Origin of the sequence: Escherichia sp. MOD1-EC5950, from assembly GCF_002965345.1 — a bacterium.
GTDB classification, from domain to species: domain Bacteria; phylum Pseudomonadota; class Gammaproteobacteria; order Enterobacterales; family Enterobacteriaceae; genus Escherichia; species Escherichia marmotae.
Genome location: NZ_PTSR01000014.1, coordinates 46,907 through 72,119, shown reverse-complemented (window position 1 = coordinate 72,119; position 25,213 = coordinate 46,907). Strand labels below are relative to the sequence as shown.

General features: G+C 50.4%; 21 protein-coding genes and 2 pseudogenes. 16 read left to right on the top strand and 7 right to left on the bottom strand.

Going from position 1 to position 25,213, the window contains the following annotated elements; genetic code table 11:
• Positions 1-97: 97 nt before the first annotated feature.
• Entirely contained in the window at positions 98-1,507 is a 1,410-nt protein-coding gene (glnA, locus tag BEA93_RS14865) for a glutamate--ammonia ligase (protein WP_001271717.1), read from the bottom strand.
• 372 nt (positions 1,508-1,879) lie between these two features.
• Here glnA and typA point away from each other — a divergent pair, with 372 nt between their 5' ends.
• From typA to BEA93_RS14840, 4 genes are all read left to right on the top strand, one after another.
• Positions 1,880-3,703 (top strand): ribosome-dependent GTPase TypA, encoded by a 1,824-nt coding sequence (typA, locus tag BEA93_RS14855; protein WP_000570678.1) that lies wholly within the window; start codon positions 1,880-1,882, stop codon positions 3,701-3,703.
• 216 nt (positions 3,704-3,919) lie between these two features.
• The gene (locus BEA93_RS14850) at positions 3,920-4,630 is read left to right on the top strand and encodes a GntR family transcriptional regulator (RefSeq protein ID WP_000918406.1); all 711 of its coding nucleotides are present in this window, start codon (positions 3,920-3,922) and stop codon (positions 4,628-4,630) included.
• A gap of 7 nt (positions 4,631-4,637) precedes the next feature.
• Positions 4,638-5,618 carry a sugar phosphate isomerase/epimerase family protein gene (locus tag BEA93_RS14845; protein ID WP_000256415.1) on the top strand — a complete coding sequence of 327 codons (981 nt, stop codon included), beginning with the start codon at positions 4,638-4,640 and terminating at the stop codon, positions 5,616-5,618.
• A gap of 102 nt (positions 5,619-5,720) precedes the next feature.
• Entirely contained in the window at positions 5,721-6,986 is a 1,266-nt protein-coding gene (locus BEA93_RS14840; protein WP_000956339.1) for an MFS transporter, read from the top strand.
• A 107-nt stretch (positions 6,987-7,093) separates the two neighbouring features.
• Here the strand turns inward: BEA93_RS14840 and BEA93_RS14830 are convergent, their stop codons facing one another.
• Entirely contained in the window at positions 7,094-7,882 is a 789-nt protein-coding gene (locus tag BEA93_RS14830) for a DeoR/GlpR family DNA-binding transcription regulator (RefSeq protein ID WP_016249352.1), read from the bottom strand.
• 39 nt (positions 7,883-7,921) lie between these two features.
• Complete coding sequence (locus BEA93_RS14825; RefSeq protein ID WP_105224732.1) at positions 7,922-8,818, bottom strand: sugar kinase; 897 nt, start codon at positions 8,816-8,818, stop codon at positions 7,922-7,924.
• 172 nt (positions 8,819-8,990) lie between these two features.
• Here BEA93_RS14825 and yihU point away from each other — a divergent pair, with 172 nt between their 5' ends.
• The 12 genes and pseudogenes from yihU to BEA93_RS14765 all read left to right on the top strand — a co-directional run.
• Positions 8,991-9,869: a sulfolactaldehyde 3-reductase gene (gene yihU, locus BEA93_RS14820; protein WP_105224731.1), complete on the top strand. Its 879-nt coding sequence runs from the start codon at positions 8,991-8,993 to the stop codon at positions 9,867-9,869.
• A gap of 24 nt (positions 9,870-9,893) precedes the next feature.
• Positions 9,894-10,781, top strand: coding sequence for an aldolase (locus BEA93_RS14815; protein WP_000094553.1), 888 nt, complete (start codon positions 9,894-9,896; stop codon positions 10,779-10,781).
• A gap of 32 nt (positions 10,782-10,813) precedes the next feature.
• A complete protein-coding gene (locus BEA93_RS14810; protein WP_000357978.1) occupies positions 10,814-11,824 on the top strand; it encodes a zinc-dependent alcohol dehydrogenase in 1,011 nt (336 codons plus the stop codon).
• 69 nt (positions 11,825-11,893) lie between these two features.
• A complete protein-coding gene (locus BEA93_RS14805) occupies positions 11,894-13,327 on the top strand; it encodes an MFS transporter (RefSeq protein WP_000078427.1) in 1,434 nt (477 codons plus the stop codon).
• A gap of 101 nt (positions 13,328-13,428) precedes the next feature.
• Complete coding sequence (locus BEA93_RS14800; RefSeq protein WP_010376781.1) at positions 13,429-14,778, top strand: MFS transporter; 1,350 nt, start codon at positions 13,429-13,431, stop codon at positions 14,776-14,778.
• Positions 14,768-15,655, top strand: a complete 888-nt coding sequence (locus BEA93_RS14795) for an aldose 1-epimerase (RefSeq protein ID WP_001517343.1) — start codon at positions 14,768-14,770, stop codon at positions 15,653-15,655. The genes BEA93_RS14800 and BEA93_RS14795 overlap by 11 nt, the downstream gene beginning before the upstream one ends.
• A 140-nt stretch (positions 15,656-15,795) precedes the next feature.
• Positions 15,796-16,395: a glucose-1-phosphatase gene (yihX, locus tag BEA93_RS14790; protein ID WP_000965690.1), complete on the top strand. Its 600-nt coding sequence runs from the start codon at positions 15,796-15,798 to the stop codon at positions 16,393-16,395.
• The gene (locus tag BEA93_RS14785) at positions 16,389-17,261 is read left to right on the top strand and encodes a virulence factor BrkB family protein (protein WP_000920721.1); all 873 of its coding nucleotides are present in this window, start codon (positions 16,389-16,391) and stop codon (positions 17,259-17,261) included. The genes yihX and BEA93_RS14785 overlap by 7 nt, the downstream gene beginning before the upstream one ends.
• Entirely contained in the window at positions 17,258-17,695 is a 438-nt protein-coding gene (gene dtd, locus BEA93_RS14780; protein ID WP_000560983.1) for a D-aminoacyl-tRNA deacylase, read from the top strand. Before BEA93_RS14785 ends, dtd begins: the two co-directional genes overlap by 4 nt.
• A 44-nt stretch (positions 17,696-17,739) precedes the next feature.
• On the top strand, positions 17,740-18,681 hold the full coding sequence (gene fabY, locus BEA93_RS14775) for a fatty acid biosynthesis protein FabY (protein WP_001517342.1): 942 nt from the start codon (positions 17,740-17,742) through the stop codon (positions 18,679-18,681).
• Positions 18,682-19,107: 426 nt separating this feature from the next.
• Positions 19,108-19,327 (top strand): annotated as a pseudogene (locus BEA93_RS14770) (CopG family transcriptional regulator).
• A 21-nt stretch (positions 19,328-19,348) separates the two neighbouring features.
• Positions 19,349-19,477: pseudogene (locus BEA93_RS14765) on the top strand (PIN domain-containing protein); the annotation flags it as partial.
• Positions 19,478-19,513: 36 nt separating this feature from the next.
• Here the strand turns inward: BEA93_RS14765 and fdhE are convergent.
• The 4 genes from fdhE to fdnG form a co-directional block, all read right to left on the bottom strand.
• Positions 19,514-20,443: a formate dehydrogenase accessory protein FdhE gene (gene fdhE, locus BEA93_RS14760; RefSeq protein ID WP_000027717.1), complete on the bottom strand. Its 930-nt coding sequence runs from the start codon at positions 20,441-20,443 to the stop codon at positions 19,514-19,516.
• Positions 20,440-21,075 (bottom strand): formate dehydrogenase cytochrome b556 subunit, encoded by a 636-nt coding sequence (fdoI, locus tag BEA93_RS14755; protein WP_000829020.1) that lies wholly within the window; start codon positions 21,073-21,075, stop codon positions 20,440-20,442. The genes fdhE and fdoI overlap by 4 nt, the downstream gene beginning before the upstream one ends.
• Complete coding sequence (gene fdoH, locus BEA93_RS14750; RefSeq protein WP_000331381.1) at positions 21,072-21,974, bottom strand: formate dehydrogenase O subunit beta; 903 nt, start codon at positions 21,972-21,974, stop codon at positions 21,072-21,074. The genes fdoI and fdoH overlap by 4 nt, the downstream gene beginning before the upstream one ends.
• A 125-nt stretch (positions 21,975-22,099) precedes the next feature.
• Positions 22,100-25,156 (bottom strand): formate dehydrogenase-N subunit alpha, encoded by a 3,057-nt coding sequence (fdnG, locus tag BEA93_RS14745; protein ID WP_077688246.1) that lies wholly within the window; start codon positions 25,154-25,156, stop codon positions 22,100-22,102.
• Between the last annotated feature and the right edge of the window lie 57 nt (positions 25,157-25,213).

Sequence of the window (25,213 nt, the reverse complement as noted above, 5' to 3'; positions counted from 1 at the left end):
GAAGTTACGGAGAAAAAAGCCCATGCAGAGATGGGCTGAAATTTCCACGGCAACTAAAACCCCGGCGTTTGTGCGCCGGGTATGACTACTTCAACTATTAGACGCTGTAGTACAGCTCAAACTCTACCGGGTGCGGAGTCATACGTACGCGGTCATCTTCTTCGCGACGCAGAGCGATGTACGCATCGATCGCTTCATCAGTGAACACGCCACCGGCTTTCAGGAATTCGCGGTCCAGATCCAGCTCGTTCAGTGCTTCTTCCAGAGAGCCTGCAACCTGCGGGATCTCTTTCGCTTCTTCTGGCGGCAGGTCATACAGGTTTTTGTCCATTGCTTCGCCCGGGTGGATCTTGTTCTTGATGCCATCCAGACCCGCCATCAGCAGGGCAGCAAAGCACAGGTACGGGTTAGCTGCCGGGTCCGGGAAACGCACTTCGATACGACGCGCTTTCGGAGAAGATACCACCGGAATACGGATAGATGCAGACCGGTTACGCGCAGAGTAAGCCAGCATTACCGGTGCTTCGTAGCCCGGAACCAGTCGCTTGTAAGAGTTGGTGGTCGGGTTTGCCAGCGCGTTAATCGCTTTCGCGTGTTTGATTACACCGCCAATGTAGTACAACGCCTGCTCAGACAGACCAGCGTATTTGTCGCCTGCGAACAGGTTGACGCCGTTTTTAGACAGTGACATGTGGCAGTGCATACCGGAGCCGTTATCACCGAACATCGGTTTCGGCATAAAGGTCGCCGTTTTACCGAAACGATGCGCCACGTTGTGGACGACATATTTGTAGATCTGAATTTCGTCGGCTTTTTTGGTCATGGTATTGAAGCGGGTTGCCACTTCGTTCTGACCTGCGGTTGCCACTTCGTGGTGATGTGCTTCAACCACCAGGCCCATCTGTTCCATTACCAGACACATTTCAGAACGGATGTCCTGAGCAGAGTCTACCGGCGGAACCGGGAAGTAACCGCCTTTCACTGCAGGACGGTGACCTTTGTTACCACCTTCATATTGGGTGGAAGAGTTCCATGCGCCTTCGATATCGTCGATAGCGACGTGAGAACCGGAGATAGAAGAGCCGAAACGAATATCATCGAACAGGAAGAATTCTGGCTCTGGCCCGAACAGTACAGTGTCGGCAATGCCAGTGGAACGCAGGTAATCTTCAGCGCGCTTAGCAATAGAGCGTGGGTCACGGTCATAGCCTTGCAGAGTGCCTGGTTCGAGGATATCGCAACGGATAATCAGGGTAGAGTCCGCGAAGAACGGGTCAATCACTGCGGTGGATGCGTCTGGCATCAGCACCATGTCGGATTCGTTAATGCCTTTCCAGCCGCCAATCGAGGAGCCGTCAAACATTTTGCCTTCTTCGAAGAATTCAGCATTCACCTGATGAGCAGGGATAGTGACGTGCTGTTCTTTACCTTTGGTGTCGGTGAAGCGCAAATCAACAAACTTCACTTCGTGCTCGTTCAGCATCGTCAGTACGTGTTCAGCGGACATACTTTAACTCTCCTGGATTGGTCATTGTCGTCGTGGTAACGAAATCTGCAATTAATTGGGCCGTGTCGCCGTAAAAAAGATAAAGCGAAATCTGTGCCAACTTTTAAATTGCCCCTAAAAGGCGTTATCATGCTTACCATCGTGCAAAAGGGCTGCACCATGATGCGAATGTTGCACCAATATAGTGCTTCAATGGAAACATTAAGCACCATGTTGGTGCAATGACCTTTGGATAACCCTTTTTATGCTCCGTGAAAGCGATCACAAAGGGACTCTGCAATACTTGTTTGCGGAGGATGTTTGTGATCCTGTTTTGTAGTGCGATTAATCCGTGTACAATAACGCGCTATTTCTAATGCCTGAGGCAAAGTTGTGATCGAAAAATTGCGTAACATCGCCATCATCGCGCACGTCGACCATGGTAAAACCACCCTGGTAGATAAGCTGCTCCAACAATCCGGTACGTTCGACTCTCGTGCCGAAACCCAAGAGCGCGTGATGGACTCCAACGATTTGGAGAAAGAGCGTGGGATTACCATCCTCGCGAAAAACACCGCTATCAAATGGAATGATTACCGTATCAACATCGTTGATACCCCGGGGCACGCCGACTTCGGTGGTGAAGTTGAACGTGTAATGTCCATGGTAGATTCAGTGCTGCTGGTGGTTGACGCATTTGACGGCCCGATGCCGCAAACGCGCTTCGTAACCAAAAAAGCGTTTGCTTACGGCCTGAAGCCGATTGTGGTAATCAACAAAGTTGACCGCCCTGGCGCGCGTCCTGACTGGGTTGTTGATCAGGTATTCGACCTGTTCGTTAACCTCGATGCGACCGACGAGCAACTGGACTTCCCGATCGTTTATGCTTCTGCGCTGAACGGTATCGCGGGTCTGGACCACGAAAATATGGCGGAAGACATGACCCCGCTGTATCAGGCGATTATCGACCACGTTCCTGCACCGGACGTAGACCTTGACGGTCCGTTCCAGATGCAGATTTCTCAGCTCGATTACAACAGCTATGTTGGTGTTATCGGCATTGGTCGCATCAAGCGCGGTAAAGTGAAGCCGAACCAGCAGGTTACTATCATCGATAGTGAAGGCAAAACCCGTAACGCGAAAGTCGGTAAAGTGCTGGGCCACCTTGGTCTGGAACGTATCGAAACCGATCTGGCGGAAGCTGGCGATATCGTGGCAATCACTGGCCTTGGTGAACTGAACATTTCTGACACCGTTTGCGACACGCAAAACGTTGAAGCGCTGCCGGCACTCTCCGTTGATGAGCCGACCGTTTCTATGTTCTTCTGCGTTAACACCTCTCCGTTCTGCGGTAAAGAAGGTAAGTTCGTAACGTCTCGTCAGATTCTGGATCGTCTGAACAAAGAACTGGTACACAACGTTGCGCTGCGCGTAGAAGAAACCGAAGACGCCGATGCGTTCCGCGTTTCTGGTCGTGGCGAACTGCACCTGTCTGTTCTTATCGAAAACATGCGTCGTGAAGGTTTCGAACTGGCGGTATCCCGTCCGAAAGTCATCTTCCGTGAAATCGACGGTCGTAAACAAGAGCCGTTCGAAAACGTGACTCTGGACGTTGAAGAACAGCATCAGGGTTCTGTAATGCAGGCGCTGGGCGAACGTAAAGGCGAGCTGAAAAACATGAATCCAGACGGTAAAGGCCGCGTACGTCTCGACTACGTGATCCCAAGCCGTGGTCTGATTGGCTTCCGTTCAGAGTTCATGACCATGACTTCCGGTACTGGTCTGCTGTACTCCACCTTCAGCCACTACGACGATGTGCGTCCGGGTGAAGTGGGTCAGCGTCAGAACGGCGTACTGATCTCTAACGGTCAGGGTAAAGCGGTAGCGTTCGCGCTGTTCGGTCTGCAGGATCGCGGTAAGCTGTTCCTCGGTCACGGTGCAGAAGTTTATGAAGGTCAGATTATCGGTATTCACAGCCGCTCTAACGACCTGACTGTAAACTGCCTGACCGGTAAGAAACTGACCAACATGCGTGCTTCCGGTACTGATGAAGCCGTTGTTCTGGTTCCGCCTATCCGCATGACTCTGGAACAAGCACTGGAGTTCATCGATGATGACGAACTGGTAGAAGTCACTCCGACCTCTATCCGTATTCGTAAACGTCACCTGACGGAAAACGATCGTCGCCGCGCTAACCGTGGTCCGAAAGAAGATTAATTTCTCTTTTTAGTCGTGAAAAACCTGCCAGCGATGGCAGGTTTTTTTTTGCCTGTTGTAAGTTCTCACCAGTACGAGTATCTCCCTTGTAAGTCTGTGACTACAGCAATAGAGAGCTTTGTCACAATTATCTGCAAAGTCACACGCCGTTAATTGCTTTCTTTTTTGGCGTAAGCGTAAGATGCTTCATCTGGTTTAAACCAAAAGGATTAAACAATGGCCGGAAACCAATCCACCGTAGAAAATGCAAAAGAGAAACTGGATCGGTGGTTAAAAGATGGCATCACCACGCCGGGTGGAAAACTCCCTTCAGAAAGAGAGTTGGGAGAGTTGCTGGGTATTAAACGTATGACGCTGCGCCAGGCGTTGCTGAACCTCGAGGCAGAATCCAAAATCTTCCGTAAGGATCGTAAAGGTTGGTTCGTTACTCAGCCGCGTTTTAATTACAGCCCGGAACTGTCGGCTAGCTTTCAACGGGCTGCAATTGAACAAGGGCGGGAACCTTCCTGGGGATTTACCGAGAAAAGTCGTATCAGCGATATTCCCGAGACGCTCATGCCACTGATTACAGTAACGCCGTCAACCGAACTCTATCGCATTACCGGTTGGGGGGCGCTGGAAGGGCATAAAGTTTTCTATCACGAGACGTATATTAATCCTGAAGTTGCCCCTGGTTTTATTGAGCAACTTGAAAACCATTCATTTTCTTCAGTCTGGGAAAAATGCTACCAAAAAGAGACGGTAGTAAAAAAATTGATTTTCAAACCCGTCAGAATGCCTGGCGATATCAGCAAATATCTTGGCGGTTCTGCGGGTATGCCAGCGATCTTAATTGAAAAACATCGTGCCGACCAGCAAGGGAATATTGTCCAGATAGATATTGAATATTGGCGATTTGAGGCTGTAGACCTCATCATTAATCTGTAGGTGTTTTATGGTGACAATAAATAACGCAAGAAAGATTCTACAACGTGTCGATACTCTTCCTCTTTATTTACATGCCTATGCTTTTCATTTAAATATGCGGCTGGAAAGAGTATTGCCGACTGATTTACTTGATATAGCGAGTGAAAATAATCTGCGAGGCGTCAAAATTCATGTTCTGGATGGAGAACGTTTTTCTCTGGGTAATATGGCAGATAAAGAACTCTCTGCCTTTGGCGATAAAGCTCGCCGTCTGAACCTTGATATTCATATTGAAACCAGTGCCTCAGATAAAGCATCTATTGACGAAGCCGTCGCCATCGCACTGAAAACCGGGGCATCGTCCGTGCGTTTTTATCCGCGTTATGAAGGTAATTTGCGCGATGTATTATCGATCATCGCTAACGATATTGCTTATGTGCGGGAAGCGTATCAGGACAGCGGCCTGACCTTTACGATCGAACAGCATGAAGATTTGAAAAGCCATGAGCTGGTATCGTTGGTCAAAGAAAGTGAGATGGAGTCTCTTTCCTTACTGTTTGATTTTGCGAACATGATCAATGCAAATGAGCATCCCATGGACGCCTTAAAAACGATGGCACCGCATATTACTCAGGTGCATATCAAAGATGCATTGATCGTTAAAGAACAGAGTGGTCTGGGGCATAAAGCCTGTATTTCAGGTCAGGGAGATATGCCGTTCAAAGAGTTATTAACGCACCTTATCTGCCTGGGTGATGATGAACCGCAGGTGACGGCATATGGCCTGGAAGAAGAGGTTGATTATTATGCTCCGGCGTTCCGCTTTGAAGACGAAGATGATAATCCGTGGATCCCATATCGCCAGATGAGTGAAACACCATTGCCAGAAAAGCATTTGCTGGATGCGCGGTTACGTAAAGAAAAAGAAGACGCAATTAATCAGATATATCATGTGCGTAACGTACTACAACAAATCAAGCAAGAGGCAAGCCATCTTCTGAACCACTAATAAGTTTTAACTCATCCGCAGTTAATAAAAACCATTCTATAAGAATGGTCGGTATCTTATTGCCTTTAAAACAGTGATTTTAAAAATCGCTTAGGGGATGTTATGCTCACAAAAAAGAAATGGGCGTTATTTAGTCTATTAACACTGTGTGGCGGTACAATTTATAAATTACCGTCGTTAAAAGATGCGTTTTATATCCCGATGCAGGAGTATTTCAATTTGACCAATGGCCAAATTGGTAATGCCATGTCAGTAAACTCATTTGTCACGACAGTGGGTTTTTTTCTGTCTATTTATTTTGCCGATAAACTACCGCGCAGATACACCATGTCATTCTCACTCATTGCTACGGGATTACTGGGAGTTTATTTGACGACAATGCCGGGGTATTGGGGCATCCTCTTTGTCTGGGCGCTATTTGGCGTTACTTGCGACATGATGAACTGGCCTGTTTTGCTCAAGTCGGTAAGTCGGCTGGGCAATAGCGAACAACAAGGCCGGTTGTTTGGTTTCTTCGAAACAGGACGTGGCATTGTCGATACCGTGGTGGCATTTTCTGCGCTGGCAGTATTTACCTGGTTTGGTAGTGGCTTATTGGGCTTTAAAGCGGGTATCTGGTTTTATTCCCTTATTGTGATTGCCGTGGGCATTATCATTTTCTTTGTACTGAATGACAAAGAAGAGGCACCTTCCGTTGAGGTGAAAAAAGAAGACGAAGCATCGCAAAATACCAGTATGAGCTCGGTGCTGAAAGACAAAACAATCTGGCTTATCGCTTTCAACGTCTTCTTCGTTTACGCGGTTTACTGTGGCCTGACGTTCTTCATCCCATTCCTGAAAAACATCTATCTGCTGCCCGTTGCGCTGGTGGGGGCTTACGGCATCATAAATCAATATTGTCTGAAGATGATCGGTGGGCCTATTGGCGGCATGATTTCAGATAAGATCCTGAAATCACCGAGTAAATATCTGTGCTACACCTTTATCATCAGCACCGCGGCACTCATAATGTTGATTATGCTGCCGCACGAAAGTATGCCGGTATATTTAGGGATGGCATGTACGCTGGGCTTTGGTGCGATAGTCTTTACACAGCGAGCCGTATTTTTTGCACCTATCGGCGAAGCAAAAATTGCTGAAAATAAAACAGGCGCGGCGATGGCGTTGGGTAGCTTTATTGGTTACGCCCCGGCGATGTTCTGCTTCAGTCTGTATGGCTACATTCTGGATTTAAATCCGGGGATTATTGGCTACAAAATCGTGTTTGGCATTATGGCCTGCTTCGCATTCTGTGGTGCGGTGGTTTCCGTAATGCTGGTTAAGCGTATTAGCCAATGTAAGAAAGAGATGCTGGCGGCTGAAGCTTAATTAATGGCCGGATGTGTTTAATCCGGCCAATGAAAACCGTATCAACCATCGCATCCGGCAAAACAAAATCCGCTGAAATCTCCAGCGGATTTTTCGAAATTTCAATTTCAGAATACTTCTTGCTCGGCAACCACCAGTTCGACATTCTCTTCGCTTAATAACTGGCAGAAAGAATTGGGCGGTGGAGCATCAGTAAAAAATGCTCTGACATTTCGTGCATTGCCAATTGAAACGGCAGCAGACGCGGCAAACTTAGTATGATCTGCCACTAGCAATGTATTCCGCGCATGTTTAATCATCGTTCTCGCGACTAACGCTTCATTGACATCAAATTCCAGCAGGGTGCCATCATGCTCAATGGCACCAATACTGGTGATTAAATAGTCTGCGCGGAAACCTTCAATAAAATCCACAGCTCCGGGGCCGATGATCCCGCCGTTATGGGCGCGTAAAGTGCCTCCTGGCACCATCACTTCAATATCCTGATTCTTATAAAGAATCTGTGCCACACGTAGGCTGTTAGTGATAATGCGTAAATCACGGCGGTTGAGTAATGCCCTGGCAACGGCTTCGACCGTAGTACCGATGGTGATAAAGACGGTACAGCGTTCGGGAAGGTAATCAGCGACCGCCTCAGCGATCGCCCGTTTCTCGGCGGTGAGCGAAAGTTCCCGTTGCTCAAAAGCGGTATTCATGACGCTGGAGACGCGCCCAGCCCCTCCATGATGACGGGTGATCAACCCCTGCTCGCTTAGTTTTCGGATATCCCGGCGCACGGTTTGCGTTGAAACATCCAGCAGTTGTGCCAGTTCTTCAATATTCATATAACCGCGTTCTGCGATTAGATGAACGAGTTGGTCATGGCGTGGATTACCTGTCACTTCGATGATACTCATGAATACTCCCTTGCCCCTCCTCGGTAGATGTTTACCATTTTACGCATAAAGTGACAAAAATGATTCGGTTTGCTCACGATTAGGAATGCCAGCTCGACCGCCAGCCTGGGTACATTTCATCGCGGCAACCGCACTGGCAAAACGAATAGCCTCTTTTGTGGGCATTTTTTCTGCTAACGCTACCGCGAGTGCGCCGTGAAAAACATCGCCTGCTCCAGTGGTATCAACCACATTGACAGAAAATGCCTCCTGTTGACACAAATGATCATCTTCAATCCACAACGAACCTTCAGAACCCAGCGTGACATACACTTTACCTGCTGTTTGTGTGGCAGCCTGGTACAAGCCTTCTTCAGGTGACTGAAGGCCGGTCATGCGTTTCAGCCCTGGCGTTGAGAACATAGCATGGTCGGCAAGCGCGACAAGTGGAGAAATATCCTGCGGTGTCATATCGGCGTCTAAAAGCGTTGTCACGCCCGCAAGGCGCGCTTGCGAGAATGCTTTTTCAGTGCCGCTATGCCAGCGAACATCGGCCAGAACCAGATCATAACGAGAGAAATCGATCGCTTCTAACCATTCGGCATCAGTATCGAGATCGGGGCTTGGATAATTAACGATAATCCGTTCGCCATGCTGATCAACGAGGATCGCTGATTGCGACGAACGGGCATTAAGATATCGGCGGCAAAATGCCGTATTGACGCCCCAACTCTCAAGTTCTGCAAGTAAGGTATTTCCACAACTGTCATCGCCGACGCGACCGATGAAATCAACCTCCACGCCGAGTTTTGCTATTGCAACAGCGGCTGTTGCCGCCGGGCCACCACCAATCTCAAGATAATGATTTGCCTGATATTTCCCGCCGCCCTCTGGCAGACAGGGCAAAGAATAAATCCTGTCCTGAACAGTGATACCTACACATGCAATTCTGGTCATATTTGTCTTGTCCTGTTTAATTTTGTCGTCTTTGGTCAATTTAAATGACACAAATGATCAAATTAGTGATGTGTGTCGTGTTTTTGAACATAAATTACAAATATGCTCAAAAACAGACGAAAACGAATTTTCAATTGTCATTATTTTGTCAATGTCAGACAGGAGAGCGTTCATGGCAACCATTGCATTTCTCGGGCTGGGGCAGATGGGTAGCCCAATGGCTAACAATCTATTGCAAAAAGGGCATTTATTGCAGGTATTTGATGTCAATACACAGGCTGTCGATGCGCTAGTCACGCAGGGGGCCACTGCGGCACAAACCCCAGCGGAAGCGGCAGTAGGCGCTGAATTTATCATCACTATGCTTCCCAATGGTGACATTGTTCGGCAGGTGTTGTTGGGGGAAAAAGGTGTCTGTGAAACTGTTTCATCTGACGCGTTATTGATTGATATGTCGACTATTCATCCCTTACAGACCGATGCATTAATACGGGAATTACAAGAAAAAGGCATCAGTATGATGGACGCCCCCGTGGGCAGAACGTCTGTGAATGCGATTGATGGCACATTGCTGATTTTAGCGGGTGGCACTGATGAGCAGATTGTGCGCGCACACCCGATTCTCATGTGCATGGGTAATGAGCTGGTCGAAGCTGGCGGCCCGGGAATGGGGATCCGCGTGAAGCTAATTAACAACTATATGAGCATTGCGCTTAATGCGCTGTCCTCCGAAGCCGCTGTGTTATGTGAGTCACTGGGATTAAATCTTGATATCGCAATTAAGGTGATGAGTGGTACGGCAGCAGGGAAAGGGCATTTTACGACCACCTGGCCTGGCAAAGTGCTGAAAGGCGATCTTTCTCCCGCCTTCATGGTGGATCTGGCGTTGAAAGATCTGCGTATTGCTGTTGATGTCGCTCAGGAGACGGGGGCGCCGCTCAATATGGGGATTGCAGCAGAAAGTTATTACGCCGCAGCAAGTCAAGACGGTAAAGGGCGGCAGGACTGGAGCGCCCTGCTAAATCAGGTTCGTCAGCAGGCTGGTCTTTAATTTTATCTATTAACAGGAGTTTCTATGTCATCCCACTTCACCCCATTTACGCTGAAAGATATCTCCCGCCCAGGTGGTGGATTTGCCATGTTAGCTGTCGATCAGCGTGAAGCTATGCGTCTGATGTTTGCGGCAGCAGGACAGCCAAAACCCGTCTCCGACAGTGTACTCACCGATTTTAAAGTCGCCGCGACCCGCATCCTTTCTCCTTATGCTTCTGCCGTTCTGGCGGATAAACAATTTTGTCTTGATCAAATTGTCGAGCAGGGCGCTGTTGCTAATTCTTGCGGTCTGATTGTCGCTGCCGATCTTTTTATCCCAGGTAATGGCATCCCGGTTGATAGCGTTGAAATAGATATGTCCGTCGACCCGCATAAAGCCCGTGAAATGGGGGCGAAGGCGATGAAATTACTTGTGCTCTGGCGTGAAGATGAACCTGCAGAGGAACGTCTGGCAATGGTCGATAAGTTTGTTCGTCGCTGCCGTAGTGCCGGGCTGGTCAGCATTATTGAGCCTGTGGTGCGTCCACCTCGTCGTGGTTGGGACTTTGATCGTGAAAGCGCCATTGTTGCCGCCGCCGCAGAGCTTGGTGGAACAGAGGCTGATCTTTACAAAGCCGAGATGCCATTAGGAGGCAAAGGCGATGAAAAAACCTTACTTTCCGCCTGCCAGAAACTTAACGATCAGATGAAGATGCCGTGGGTAATTCTTTCTTCTGGCGTCGATGCCGATATTTTTGGACGCGCGGTAAGTATTGCGATGAAAAGCGGCGCGTCTGGCTTCCTGGCAGGACGAGCGGTTTGGGCGTCGGTTGTTGGTGCACAAGATCCACAAACTATGCTGCGCGATGTCTCCGTTCCACGCTTACAACGATTGGCTGAAATTGTCGATGAAGGTATCGCGCAACGCTAATTCCCTATGGATAACGATTCTGGAGAATAATGATGGATAAAATTACCCAGGTTTTATTTTCAGATATTGGGAAAGTCACCACTCAATATGTTGAAGTACCACACCAGCAACTTAAACCGCACGAAGTACGGATTGCGCCTGTGTTCTACGGGATATGCGGATCGGATCTGCATGTTTTGAAAGGCGGTCATCCGTTTGCCAAACCGCCAGTCGTTCCCGGTCATGAAATTGCAGCGCGTGTTACGGAAGTGGGTAGCGACGTCAAACATGTACAGCCGGGCGATCATGTGGTTGTCGATCCCATCATGGCTTGCATGGAATGCCGGGCCTGCAAAGCAGGGCGTTTTAATCTTTGTGAACCACCGCAGGTTGCCGGTTTTCGCGCGCCGGGCTTTGCTCGCTCACAGCACATTGTTCCTGCGCGTAATTGCCATGTCGCACCAGCCTCTTTACCGCTAAAAGTGTTGGCCTTTGCCGAACCGGCAGCGTGTGCTCGTCACTGTGTTAACCGAATGCCGAAGGCTTCTCTGGAGAGCGTACTGGTGATTGGTGCTGGAACAATTGGCTTATCCATTGTGCAGGCACTGCGCATTATGGGGGCAGGAAAGATTACCGTGATTGAACCTGACGCGGCCAAACGTGCACTGGCGTTAAAATTGGGTGCTGCAGAGGTTTGGGCACCGGGAGAACTGGCCGCAGATGTGCGATTTACGGGAGCGATTGATGTCGTTGCAGCGCAGGCCACGCTTAATGATGCCTGTACCCGTGTGTATGCCGGAGGCACCGTTGTGTGTATGGGCGTACCGAGTGGGCCGCGTGAAATACCACTACCGATGATGCAACGTTTCGAGCGTGACTTGCTCAACTCTGGCATGTACATCCCTGAAGATTTCGATGCCGTTATCGAATGGCTGGCGGATGGGCGGTTTGATACCAGTGAGCTGGTTACCGATTTATTTGCCATTGATGACGCAGCGGCAGCATTCGAACGCGCGCAGCAAAATGACTCCATAAAAGTCATGCTGCAATTTGCGCCGGAATGATTTTCTAAATCTCTGTCTGGCGCTGCGCTACGTCAGCGCCACCCTACAACAATTAAAAAGGACACTGCGATGAGTCAAATCACCAGTCCTGCAATTTATTCAATTAGTCGTCCACAGGACGTAATTGATATTGTTAATAAGAACTCTGCGATCAACACCAGTATCGGCGTTATTTTTATTGCTTTGGGCGGCATATTGATTGATGCCTATCAGGCGGCGATGGTGGGGTTTGGTAATAAATATATTGCCGCTCAATTTGGTATTTCTCCTGGGCTTGCCGCAACCGTTAATGCTTCAGTATTAATCGCCGCATTAATAGGTGGTTTATTAGCGAATCGGGTCATCAACCGCTTTGGGCAAAAGCGAGCATTTATTATTGGCATGGGGTTATGCACCATCGGTGCTGCTGCGGTGGCTATTGCGCCCAGTATCTGGTGGGTGCTGGTGTGTCGCGTCATCATGGGCTTTGGCTTAGGCATCGACTTCCCTTTGGCAACCAATGCCGTGGCAGAGCTTCGTGGTTCAACGTCGAAGAAAACCGGAACGTCGGTCAATCTCTGGCAAATGGCCTGGTATGTTTCAACTACCGTTGTCTATCTGGTGCTTTTGCCTCTGCTTCTGTCTGGTATTGCTGAAGAACAGTTGTGGCGTTACGGAATATTCATCGGGGCTATTTTCGCAGTCATCTTCATGATTTTGCGTTACGTCTTTATCGGTGAATCCGCAATGTGGGCCGCACGCGTCGGGCGTTACCAGGAAGCATGCGACATCCTGGGAAAACGTTACGGTGTTCAGGCTCGCGTTGCGACACCGGGTACAGCAGAAGCCAGATCCGCGGAAAAGGTAGAGAATAAATACAGAGGTGGATATGGCATCTTATTTAATGATCGTTACCGCAAACGCACCATCCTCGGCTGTGTCGTGGCAACCATGCAGGCGTGGCAATATAACGCTGTAGGTGTTTATCTTCCTCTTACCCTGGCGGGAATAATAAGTGGCGGGCTTACTGGCGCGTTGACGGGTTCTGCCGTCGTGAATGCCCTTTGTGGGGTAACCGGCGGGATGATCGGCTCGTTTATTCTCCAACGATTAGGCACCCGCCGACAGTCCATGTATGGATTTGCCGTTGTGACCTTAGCATTGCTGTCGTTAGGCGCACTGGCGACGACTAATCCCTGGCTGTCTTTAGGGTTGTTGGGATCAATTATTTTCTTCCATTCAGCGGGGCCTGGTGGGTTGGGCATGACCATTGCCACACTCTCATATCCTCCTGCTATTCGCCCTACTGGGGTGGGATTTGCCCGTGCGATTATGCGCACCGGTGCGATTGCCGGGCTTATTTTCTGGCCGATGCTGTGGGGTGCGTTGAAAACTGAAGCGTTTTACTGGTTGGCAATTGTGCCATTCCTGGGATTCCTGACCTGCGTATTGATTAATTGGGAACCGTTGGGGGCGAATGTGGATGCCGAAGACGCGGAAGTTCTGGCGGAATTGAACAAATAAACATAACGCGTATCGGCATCAGGTCGATGCGCGTATTTATCAGACTGCCCACTTTGTAGTGGGTTATTCCCCAATTTCTCGCCGACCAGGAGAGGAAAATGATGTCTGAAACGTTACCTACACCGCAAGAAGGACTTTCCGGTAAAGCCATGAGACGTGTCGTAATGGGCAGTTTCGCGGGCGCGTTGATGGAATGGTATGACTTCTTTATTTTTGGCACGGCAGCAGGGCTGGTATTTGCTCCGCTTTTTTTCCCGAACAGCGATCCTTTTATAGGTCTTATAGCCGCCTTTGCTACCTTTGGTGTCGGTTTTTTGACTCGTCCCTTAGGTGGCATCGTCTTTGGCCATTTTGGCGATAAAATTGGGCGAAAAATAACGCTTATCTGGACACTGGCTATTGTCGGTTGCTCCACATTTTTGATTGGTTTTATTCCGACGTATCAGGAAATTGGGATCTGGGCACCGCTCATATTAATGGCGCTGCGCTTAATTCAGGGCTTTGGTCTTGGTGGCGAGTATGGCGGAGCGGCATTGATGACCATTGAATCTGCGCCCGAATCCCGGCGCGGTTTTTTAGGTTCGCTCCCACAAACGGCTGCATCAGTGGGGATTATGCTGGCAACCGGTATTTTTGCGCTCTGTAACCATTTACTGACTCAGGAACAGTTTCTCTCCTGGGGATGGCGTATTCCGTTCTGGCTTTCTGCGGTGATGTTGATCGTTGGGTTATTTATCCGCCTGCATACTGAGGAGACACTGGATTTTCAAAAGCAAAAAACGACGAATAATAAAGAAAAGTCCGTTCCTCCGTTGATTGAATTATTCAAAAAACATCCGCGAAATATTTTATTAGCGCTGGGCGCGAGGCTGGCAGAGAGTGTCTCCTCCAATATTATTAACGCCTTTGGTATCGTTTATATTTCCAGCCAATTAGCATTATCGCGAGATATTCCTCTGACGGGCATGTTGATTGCCTCGGCGATCGGTATTTTCAGTTGTCCGTTGGTCGGGTGGTTATCAGACCGTATAGGTCAAAAATGTCTGTATTTGTCAGGTGCGGGATTTTGTGTCCTGTTCGCGTTTCCTTTCTTCTTATTACTGGATAGTAAAAGTACGCTCATCATCTGGTGCAGTATGATCCTCGGCTATAACTTAGGCCCGACGATGATGTTTGCCGTGCAGCCGACACTTTTCACCCGCATGTTCGGCACCAAAGTACGATATACCGGTCTTTCTTTTGCCTATCAATTTTCCGCAATACTTGGCGGACTAAGCCCCCTTATCGCCTCAAGTTTGCTGGCGCTGGGAGGGGGAAAACCGTGGTATGTCGCTCTGTTTTTATTTGCTGTCTCAGTTCTTTCCTTTGTTTGCGTCTGGCTGATTGAGCCGACCGATGAACAAGAAACCGCTTCTTACCGCTACATCAGGGAACAATCTCATGAAAACTGAACGGAATAACGAGCATTATCTGGCGCTACAACAGGCGTTTGACGCGCCATGGCCTGGGCCTGTGGGAGAGTCTGTGACGCTGGAAAAAGGCAGTATTCGCCTGCAGATTTATCCGCATGATGGTGCCAGGATCACCTCATTACAGGCATTTGGTTGTGAAGTATTACGCCAATGGCAGCCGCAACGCAGAGCTTTTCAGTACGGCTGTTTCCCAATGGTGCCGTGGGCAGGGCGATTGGGGAACGCGACGCTGAATGCTGGTGGGCAATGTTATTCTTTACCCGCCAATAAACCACCACATGCGTTACATGGTATGGCGTGCTATTCAACATGGGAAATTATCGCCAAAACAACAGATTCCCTGACTTTACGTATGCCTCTGGCTTCACCGTGGCCATGGCAAGGGGAAGTGATTCAGACTTTTTTGCTGGAGAACGATGCGCTGGTTTTACAACTGGAAATCCATTCACATGCCGATACATTCCCGGCCTCTGCGGGCTGGCATCCGTGGTTTGCGAAAAAGCTGGCTCCGCAAAGTACAGCGTCGTTGCAGGTGCTTTTTGATGCGGACTGGCAAGAAGAAGCGGGTAGTGATGAACTGCCAACAGGAAATCGCATCTCTCCTCAAGTCGGCCCCTGGGATGACTGTTTTGGTTTTTATGACGGGTTAAAGGTTAAGTTACTGTGGCCAGGTAAACTCGCGATGACCATGACTTCTTCAGCAAACAGTCTGGTTGTATTTGATAAACAGCCTGATGCCACCTGTGTTAACCCGCTTACTCAGGCACCTAACGCAATAAATCTAACGCCGGAATTTGTGACACCAGATAAGCCGCTGGTCATCGAAACCCGTTGGCAATTTACGCCTGAATCTTAACCATTCATCTAATGCGAAAAAGTCAGTGAAATTACTCTGCTTTTTCGCAATCAGCGTCACAAGATTACCCTTATTGCCACATAGCCAAACCCATCCTTTCCCGCTACAGTTAATTTCCTGTGGTGTGAAAGGAGGCAAAAATGCTCTATATCTTTGATTTAGGTAATGTGATTGTCGATATCGACTTTAACCGTGTGCTGGGAACCTGGAGCGATTTAACGCGTATTCCGCTGGCGTCGCTTAAGAAGAGTTTTCATATGGGTGAGGCGTTTCATCAGCATGAGCGTGGGGAAATTAGTGATGAAGAGTTCGCTGAGGCGCTGTGTCATGAGATGGCCTTACCGTTAAGTTACGAACAGTTCTCCCACGGCTGGCAGGCGGTGTTTGTCGCGCTACGCCCGGAAGTGATCGCCATTATGCATAAACTGCGTGAGCAGGGGCATCGCGTGGTGGTGCTTTCCAATACTAACCGCCTGCATACTACCTTTTGGCCAGAGGAATACCCGGAAATCCGTAGCGCTGCCGACCATATCTACTTGTCGCAAGATTTAGGTATGCGCAAACCGGAAGCGCGAATTTACCAGCATGTTTTGCGGGCAGAAGGTTTTTCACCAGACGAGACGGTCTTTTTCGACGATAACGCCGATAATATAGAAGGAGCTAATCAGCTAGGTATTACCAGCATTCTGGTGAAAGATAAAACCACCATCCCGGACTATTTCGCGAAGGTGTTATGCTAAAAACCATCCATGAAAAAGCCAGGCATCGTACCCGTCCGCTATGGGCCTGGCTGAAACTACTCTGGCAACGCATTAATGAGGACAACATGACAACCCTGGCAGGTAACCTTGCCTACGTGTCATTGCTCTCATTAGTGCCGCTGGTTGCCGTTGTTTTTGCACTTTTCGCCGCGTTTCCCATGTTTTCTGACGTCAGCATTCAGTTGCGTCATTTTATCTTCGCCAACTTTCTTCCTGCCACAGGCGATGTTATCCAGCAATATATCGAACAGTTTGTTGCCAACTCCAACAAGATGACCGCCGTCGGGGCGTGTGGTCTGATCGTCACGGCATTATTGTTGATGTACTCCATCGATAGCGCGCTGAATGCCATCTGGCGCAGTAAACGGGTACGCCCCAAAATTTATTCGTTTGCTGTGTACTGGATGATCCTGACGCTGGGGCCGCTGCTGGCGGGGGCCAGTCTGGCGATCAGCTCCTATCTACTCTCCCTGCGCTGGGCGAGCGATCTCAATACTGTCATCGACAATGTGCTGCGTATTTTTCCGCTGTTGTTGTCGTGGATCTCCTTCTGGCTGCTGTACAGCATTGTTCCTACCATCCGCGTACCTAACCGCGACGCGATTGTCGGCGCGTTTGTCGCCGCACTCCTGTTCGAAGCAGGAAAGAAAGGTTTCGCGCTTTATATCACCATGTTCCCGTCATATCAGCTCATTTACGGTGTGCTGGCGGTGATCCCCATCCTCTTTGTCTGGGTCTACTGGACATGGTGTATCGTCTTGCTTGGTGCAGAAATTACTGTCACTCTCGGGGAATACCGCAAACTTAAACAAGCTGCTGAACAAGAAGAAGACGACGAACCATGATTGCATTAATTCAACGCGTAACCCGAGCCAGCGTCACCGTGGAGGGAGAAGTGACGGGCGAAATTGGCGCGGGACTTTTGGTGTTATTGGGTGTCGAAAAGGATGATGACGAACAGAAAGCAAACCGTCTGTGTGAGCGTGTGCTCGGCTATCGCATCTTTAGCGATGCTGAAGGCAAGATGAATCTCAACGTGCAACAGGCGGGCGGCAGTGTGCTGGTGGTTTCCCAGTTTACCCTTGCCGCAGATACCGAACGGGGGATGCGCCCCAGCTTCTCCAAAGGCGCTTCACCGGATCGCGCAGAGGCGTTATATGACTATTTCGTCGAACGCTGCCGTCAGCAGGAAATGAACACGCAAACAGGACGCTTCGCTGCCGATATGCAGGTATCGCTGGTCAATGATGGTCCCGTGACATTCTGGTTGCAGGTATGAGCCAGCTTCCAGGTGTGTCACGGGAAACAAGAGAGAGTATCGCTATGTATCACCTTCGGGTTCCACAAACAGAAGAAGAATTAGAGCGCTACTATCAATTCCGCTGGGAGATGTTGCGTAAACCCCTGCATCAACCGAAAGGTTCTGAACGCGACGCCTGGGATGCGATGGCGCATCACCAGATGGTCGTCGACGAGCAGGGTAATCTGGTGGCAGTAGGGCGGCTGTATATCAATGCCGATAACGAAGCCTCCATTCGCTTTATGGCCGTTCATCCCGACGTGCAGGACAAAGGCCTGGGCACGCTGATGGCGATGACCCTGGAGTCGGTAGCGCGTCAGGAAGGCGTTAAGCGCGTGACCTGTAGCGCCCGTGAAGACGCGGTGGAGTTTTTCGCTAAGCTGGGGTTTGTGAATCAGGGGGAGATCACCACCCCAACCACCACGCCGATTCGCCATTTTCTGATGATTAAACCCGTCGCTACTCTGGATGACATTTTGCATCGCGGCGACTGGTGCGCCCAGCTCCAGCAGGCGTGGTATGAACACATCCCGTTAAGCGAAAAAATGGGCGTGCGCATTCAGCAATATACCGGGCAAAAATTTATCACCACCATGCCGGAAACCGGCAATCAGAATCCGCACCACACGTTGTTTGCCGGGAGTTTATTCTCTCTGGCAACGCTCACCGGTTGGGGGCTTATCTGGCTGATGCTGCGCGAACGCCACCTCGGCGGAACGATTATTCTTGCCGATGCGCATATCCGCTACAGCAAGCCGATTAGCGGCAAACCTCATGCGGTGGCCGACCTCGGTGCGTTAAGCGGCGATCTCGACCGTCTGGCGCGCGGGCGTAAAGCGCGGGTGCAAATGCAGGTCGAAATCTTTGGCGACGATACGCCAGGCGCGGTGTTTGAAGGCACATATATCGTTCTGCCCGCGAAGCCATTTGGCCCGTATGAAGAGGGCGGGAACGAAGAAGAGTAGGGCGGCCGTTTTAATTAAATACCGGTTGGTGGCGGCACTGACCGGTCTGCGATGGGCGATAAATTTTATCTTAAGCCTGATGCGGTAAATACGCTGACTTTTTCGGGTACACTATCCTGATGATGTAAATGAAGACCCAGTCAAAAAACAAATATCCTTGAATATAATATATTCATAGCACCATAACTCGTCCTTATTATTTGTTGTCGCTTTTCTGTGGATGCGATCCGACCTAATTAAGAGTAATAAACAATCATGGGCGATGCTAAACGATTTTTTAATAATAATTAAAATAACTGTAACTGTTGCATTGTTTCTGGAAAGTGTCTCGTAAAAACAAAACCACATGCGGAAACCAGCTTTCGTTAATTAATTTTCCAGTGTAAGTTTCATACATTAATTAACAGTATATGTTAGGTGGTAACGATGGCGATGAATACGGTTTTTCTTCATTTGTCAGAAGAGGCAATTAAAAGACTGAACAAACTCAGGGGCTGGCGTAAAGTTTCACGATCTGCAATTTTACGCGAAGCGGTGGAGCAATATCTGGAGCGGCAGCAATTTCCGGTACGTAAGGCAAAGGGAGGCAGGCAAAAGGGGGAGGCGCCAGGTGTTGAAGAATCCGTGTAAGGTGCATGAGGAATGACAAAAAGACTTTTTCATTCTTGAATATAAAATCAAAAAGCCAGATGCCATTATTCTGGCAACGGCACAGATTTATGGCTGCGAACTGGTAACGCGAAATACGAGAGATTTTGCGGGAATAGCAGGTGTTGTCACACCCTATGAACTGTAATCCGGGCGACCTGTGCCCCCCGGAAAACGTCAGAGATTACTCCCCTTCACCCGGGAACAGGAACGGGTTGATGGAACTGCGGGCGTAGCCTTCTTGCTCCATTCGCGCGTCCAGTACCAGAGAGGCGAGGTCATCCGCCACAGCTTCAACTTTTGGATCTTTTTCCTGATAAAGAATCTTCAGGTAAGTGCCGCAGTCATCACAGCTTTCGGCTTTAATTGCAGCCTGTTCGTCATCCAGCGACCAGTAGTGCAGTTTACCGCTCTGTTCGCAGTTGCTGCATTTTACGCGCACCACGTGCCATTCGGTTTCGCACAGGTTGCAGTGCAGATAACGCAGGCCCTGAGTCGTGCCGATTTGCACCATGCTGGAAACCGGCATCGAACCACAAACCGGGCAGTACTGACGTTGTTCGCCATATTCTGCACGGGCTTTGCCAGGGATCAGATTAGCCATCTGTGCCCAATAGAGCGACAACGCGGCCCAGATAAACGGCGCTTTATCACTGCTGACTGACGAGAAATCAGAGGTAAACAGCGCGTTGGCCATATCTTCCAGTTCCTGGGTCGATGCCTTCTCCAGATTCTCGATCACAGCCAGCGCCGGACCGCTCATTTCAGGTTTCAGTTCAGCAATCAGCGCCATCAGCAGTTTTTGCCAGTGCTTATCACGCGGCAGTACGTGAATATCCAGCGGTGGCTTGCCCTGTGCGCTTGCTTCTTTAATGCGTGTGGTCAGATCCATCTCCAGCGGATGGTCGTACAGCACCACTTCCTGGGCGTGGGCGATAAGCGCAGCAAAGCGCAGGTAATCACCCAGCGGATTATTTTCTGCCAGCTCGCGCAGACGCTCGGCGCGGCGGTTGTATAAATTTTTGAGCCGAGGGAACAATAACGGCGGAATCATATCCGCCGTACGTTTCTCGCTCGAACCCAGCTCATCTTGCGGGATTATGCGAATACTCATTCAGCTTTCTTTTCCGTTGTCTTGCGGACTTCACGATACCAGCGTGGATGGTGTTTCTTCGCCCATGCGCTGGTAACCCATCCTTCCACCATGGCGGTAATCGTGCCTTTCACCCAAAGGGCGGCGTAGATATGCACCATGATAACCACAATTAACGCCACTGCGGCAAATGAATGCAGCATTAACGCGAATCGGATCACCGGGATTGAGAAAGCAGGCGCAAAATAAGGACGCCAGATAATCACACCGCTCACCAGCAGCAGGACCAGGAAAATAATTGCCGCCCAGAAAACGCATTTCTGACCGAAGTTATAACGCCCGGTGTCACCTACTTCCTCGTTGACGACGATCTTACGAATATTCTTCGCCCAAAAGATATCATCCCGATTGATTAGGTTGTGATGCCAGTAACGGAAAAACATGATGATGAACGAGGCAAACATAACCACGCCAACAAACGGGTGCAGAATTCGCGCCAGTTGCGGCGTGCCCATGATTTGCATCAACCAGTTGAAAGAGGGGAACAAAAATCCCATCCCGCTTACCGCCGCCAGGATGAAGCAGAAGGCGGTGATCCAGTGGTTGATACGTTCCGGTGCGGTGTAGCGCACGATGGTGTCACGTCGTTTCATTTGCGCTCCTCGTCTTTCTCTTCGTGCAGATTATTCTCTTCCTCATCCGCACGGTTCGGACCGACACCCACGTAGTGGAAGATACTGGCCGCAAAGGTAGCCGCAAAGCCAACAGCCGCGAGCGGTTTCCAGATGCCTTTCCAGAATTTTACGGTTTGGCTGATTTCCGGATTTTCCGGCAAGCCATGATACAGATTCGGCTTGTCAGCATGGTGCAACACATACATCACGTGTGTACCACCGACGCCAGCCGGATCGTACAGACCTGCATTGTCGTAACCGCGGGTTTTCAGCTCAGCCACGCGCTCGCTCGCCAGCGTTTTCATCGACTCTTTCGTACCGAAGTGAATCGCGCCTGTCGGGCAGGTCTTCACGCAGGCCGGTTCTTGCCCAACCACTACACGGTCTACGCACAGCGTGCATTTGTAGACGCGGTTGTCTTCCGGATTGAGGCGAGGAATATCGAATGGACAGCCCGCGATACAATAACCGCAGCCAATGCACTGCTCGGACTGGAAGTCGACGATACCGTTGGCATACTGAATAATTGCCCCTTCCGCCGGGCACGCTTTCAGGCAGCCTGGATCGGAACAGTGCATACAGCCGTCTTTGCGGATCAGCCATTCCAGTTTGTCGTTTTGCTCCACTTCCGAGAAGCGCATCACCGTCCACGATTTGGCGCTTAAATCATTAGGGTTGTCATACACCCCAATGTTATTGCCGACGGTATCGCGAATGTCGTTCCACTCTGAACACGCCACCTGACAGGCTTTACAGCCGATACAGGTGGTGACGTCGATGAGTTTCGCCACTTCTTCCTGGAAATCCCGCGCCTGAGGGGCGGGGGTCAGACCGTTAGTCGCGGAACGACGAATGATATCTTGAGATTGGTAAGCCATATTTCGTCTCCGTACCCTTCATCTTTCAGCTTGCAGGTTCGCTGGCTTCCTTATTCATCCCGGTCACATAGTGTTTCTGCTCCCGGTCTTCATGGCGTTGCCAGCTCCCTGCAATCTGAAATCTATTAGGTATCCACCTTTTCCACATTCACGAGGAAGGATTTAAACTCCGGCGTCTGCGTGTTCGCATCACCGACGAATGGCGTCAACGTATTGGCAATAAAGCCTTTTTTCGCTACGCCTTCATAGCCCCAGTGAATCGGAATACCGATGGTATCGATATCTTTGCCGTTCGCTTTCAGCGTGCGAATACGTTTGGTCACCACTGCTTTGGCTTTGATATAGCCGCGGTTGGAGGAGACTTTCACGGTATCGCCCTGGGCAATGCCAAGTTTGTTCGCCAGCGACTCACCGATTTCCACAAACTGCTCTGGCTGCAAAATCGCGTTCAACAGCGCGTGTTTAGTCCAGTAGTGGAAATGCTCGGTCAGACGATAGGTGGTTCCGACATACGGGAACTTATCGGCTTTACCTAATGCTTCAGCGTCATCTTTAAAGATACGCGCAGCCGGGTTTGAGATAACGTTTGGATGCAGCGGGTTAGTCCCCAGCGGCGTTTCAAACGGCTCGTAGTGTTCCGGGAACGGACCCTCCGCCATTTTATCGAGGGCAAACAGACGACCCATGCCTTCCTGCTGCATGATAAACGGCCCGACGCCGCTGCCCGGAGGCGCTGCGCTGTAGTCTGGAATATCCCAGCCGGTCCACTTGGTGCCGTCCCATTTCAGCAACTGACGCTTCGGATCCCACGGGTTACCCTGCGGGTCTGCGGAGGCGCGGTTATACAGAATGCGGCGGTTAAGCGGCCATGCCCATGCCCAGCCCAACGTGTTACCGAGGCCAGACGGATCGGCGTTATCACGACGCGCCATCTGGTTGCCTTCCGGCGTCCAGCTACCGGCGAAAATCCAGCAGCCACAGGAGGTTGTTCCGTCATCACGCAGTTGGGCAAACGAGCTAAGTTGTTGGCCTTTTTTAACAATGACCGCTCCGGTTGCCGGGTCGGTAATATCGGCCAGCGCCTTACCGTTGCTCTCCATCGCCACTTCTTCTGAAGATGGCTCATGCGGAATGGCGTAGTTCCAGGTCATGTTCAGCACCTGATCCGGATTTGCGCCGCCCTGTTCGGCATACATCTTGCGCAAGCGCAGGAAGATACCGGAAAGGATTTCGCCATCAGTCAGCGCAATCCCCGGGGCGTCCGCGCCTTTCCAGTGCCACTGCAACCAGCGACCGGAGTTAACGATAGAACCGTTTTCTTCCGCGAAGCAGGTCGATGGCAGACGGAACACTTCGGTCTGGATCTTCGAAGAATCGACTTCGTTCAGCTCACCGTGGTTCTGCCAGAAGTTAGAGGTTTCAGTGTTCAGCGGGTCGATGGTCACGAGGAACTTCAGTTTCGACAGACAACCGATCACTTTGTTTTTGTTCGGGAATGAGGCAACCGGGTTAAAGCCCTGGCAGATATAGCCATTGACCTTGCCCTCTTTCATCATCTCGAAGTATTGCAGGACGTCGTAGCCTTTATCCCACTTCGGCAACCAGTCAAAGCCCCAGCTATTTTCCGCCGTTGCTTTATCGCCAAAGAATGCTTTCATCATCGAGACGAAGAATTTCGGGTAGTTGCTCCAGTAGTTGACCTGACCTTCCAGCAGCGGTTTCGGCGTGCTGGCGGCGAGGTAGGTTTGCAAATCGGTTTGCTTCTCGCTCGGTAGCGTCATGTAACCCGGCAGGCTCTGCGACAGCAGCCCCAGATCCGTCAGCCCCTGAATGTTGGAGTGACCGCGCAGGGCGTTAACGCCACCGCCTGCCATCCCCATATTGCCGAGCAGCAACTGGATCATCGCCATCGTGCGGATGTTCTGTGCACCAACGGAGTGTTGCGTCCAGCCGAGCGCGTAGAGGAACGAGGCGGTTTTATCGTGAGCACTGGTTTCTGCGATGTATTCGCAGACTTTCAGGAACGCGTCTTTTGGCGTACCACAAATGTTTTCAACCACATCTGGCGTATAACGGGAAACGTGCTGTTTCAGCAGGTTCCATACGCAACGTGGGTGTTGCAACGTGGTATCGCGTTTGGCAAAGCCGTTTTCGTCCAGTTCATAAGTCCAGCTAGACTTATCGTACTTGCGTTTTTCCGCGTCGTAGCCGGTGAACAGGCCATCTTCAAAGCCGTAATCCTCACGCACGATCAGGCTGGCGTTGGTATAGGCTTCGGTGTATTCGCGGTTGAATTTTTCATTGTTCAGCAGGTACAGCAATACGCCTGACAGGAAAGCAATGTCAGTACCGGAACGAATAGGGGCATAGTAGTCAGCCACCGCTGCCGTACGCGTAAAGCGAGGATCGATCACAATCAGCTTCGCGCCGTTGTGAATTTTGGCTTCCATCGCCCAGCGGAATCCGACCGGGTGAGCTTCAGCGGCATTACCGCCCATCACCACAACAAGGTTGGCGTTCTTGATGTCGACCCAGTGGTTGGTCATCGCACCGCGACCAAATGTTGGAGCAAGACTTGCTACCGTTGGTCCGTGTCAGACACGCGCCTGGTTGTCGACCGCGAGCATACCCAGCGCGCGCGAGAATTTTTGCGTTAAATAGCCGGTTTCGTTACTCGACGCGGAAGCACACAGCATCCCGGTGGAGAGCCAGCGGTTAACAGTCACGCCTTCGGCGTTTTGCGCAATGTAGTTAGCATCGCGGTCTTCTTTCATCAGTTTGGCGATGCGATCAAACGCCTCTTCCCAACTGATTTGCTGCCATTTATCAGAACCAGGTGCACGGTATTCCGGGAACTTCAGACGGCTTTCGGAGTGGATGAAATCCACCAGGCCAGCGCCTTTCGGACAAAGCGCACCGCGGTTGACCGGGTGATCCGGGTCACCTTCGATATGGAAGATAGATGCTTTGGCGTTTTTTGCTCCGTCACCGAGGCTGTACATCAGCAGCCCACAACCAACAGAACAATAGGTGCAGGTATTACGGGTTTCGCGGGTGCGCAGCAGTTTATACTGCCTTGTCTCCGCGAGTGCTACGCTGGGTGCAAAACCCAGTGCCGCTGCCGTGGTGCCTGCCATACCGCCAGCGCAGATCTTAAAGAACTGCCTTCTGCTGACCTGCATGGATTGCTCCTTGTTTCGACATTGTCACGTCCCATTTACATTCGCTTGCTGCGCGTG

Bases quoted from the DNA above. Each gene is read 5' to 3' on its own strand.
- glnA (WP_001271717.1), bottom strand. From the start codon at position 1,507: ATGTCCGCTGAACACGTACTGACGATGCTGAACGAGCACGAAGTGAAG.
- BEA93_RS14850 (WP_000918406.1), top strand. From the start codon at position 3,920: ATGGCCGGAAACCAATCCACCGTAGAAAATGCAAAAGAGAAACTGGAT.
- BEA93_RS14845 (WP_000256415.1), top strand. From the start codon at position 4,638: ATGGTGACAATAAATAACGCAAGAAAGATTCTACAACGTGTCGATACT.
- BEA93_RS14840 (WP_000956339.1), top strand. From the start codon at position 5,721: ATGCTCACAAAAAAGAAATGGGCGTTATTTAGTCTATTAACACTGTGT.
- BEA93_RS14830 (WP_016249352.1), bottom strand. From the start codon at position 7,882: ATGAGTATCATCGAAGTGACAGGTAATCCACGCCATGACCAACTCGTT.
- BEA93_RS14825 (WP_105224732.1), bottom strand. From the start codon at position 8,818: ATGACCAGAATTGCATGTGTAGGTATCACTGTTCAGGACAGGATTTAT.
- yihU (WP_105224731.1), top strand. From the start codon at position 8,991: ATGGCAACCATTGCATTTCTCGGGCTGGGGCAGATGGGTAGCCCAATG.
- BEA93_RS14815 (WP_000094553.1), top strand. From the start codon at position 9,894: ATGTCATCCCACTTCACCCCATTTACGCTGAAAGATATCTCCCGCCCA.
- BEA93_RS14810 (WP_000357978.1), top strand. From the start codon at position 10,814: ATGGATAAAATTACCCAGGTTTTATTTTCAGATATTGGGAAAGTCACC.
- BEA93_RS14805 (WP_000078427.1), top strand. From the start codon at position 11,894: ATGAGTCAAATCACCAGTCCTGCAATTTATTCAATTAGTCGTCCACAG.
- BEA93_RS14800 (WP_010376781.1), top strand. From the start codon at position 13,429: ATGTCTGAAACGTTACCTACACCGCAAGAAGGACTTTCCGGTAAAGCC.
- BEA93_RS14795 (WP_001517343.1), top strand. From the start codon at position 14,768: ATGAAAACTGAACGGAATAACGAGCATTATCTGGCGCTACAACAGGCG.
- yihX (WP_000965690.1), top strand. From the start codon at position 15,796: ATGCTCTATATCTTTGATTTAGGTAATGTGATTGTCGATATCGACTTT.
- BEA93_RS14785 (WP_000920721.1), top strand. From the start codon at position 16,389: ATGCTAAAAACCATCCATGAAAAAGCCAGGCATCGTACCCGTCCGCTA.
- dtd (WP_000560983.1), top strand. From the start codon at position 17,258: ATGATTGCATTAATTCAACGCGTAACCCGAGCCAGCGTCACCGTGGAG.
- fabY (WP_001517342.1), top strand. From the start codon at position 17,740: ATGTATCACCTTCGGGTTCCACAAACAGAAGAAGAATTAGAGCGCTAC.
- fdhE (WP_000027717.1), bottom strand. From the start codon at position 20,443: ATGAGTATTCGCATAATCCCGCAAGATGAGCTGGGTTCGAGCGAGAAA.
- fdoI (WP_000829020.1), bottom strand. From the start codon at position 21,075: ATGAAACGACGTGACACCATCGTGCGCTACACCGCACCGGAACGTATC.
- fdoH (WP_000331381.1), bottom strand. From the start codon at position 21,974: ATGGCTTACCAATCTCAAGATATCATTCGTCGTTCCGCGACTAACGGT.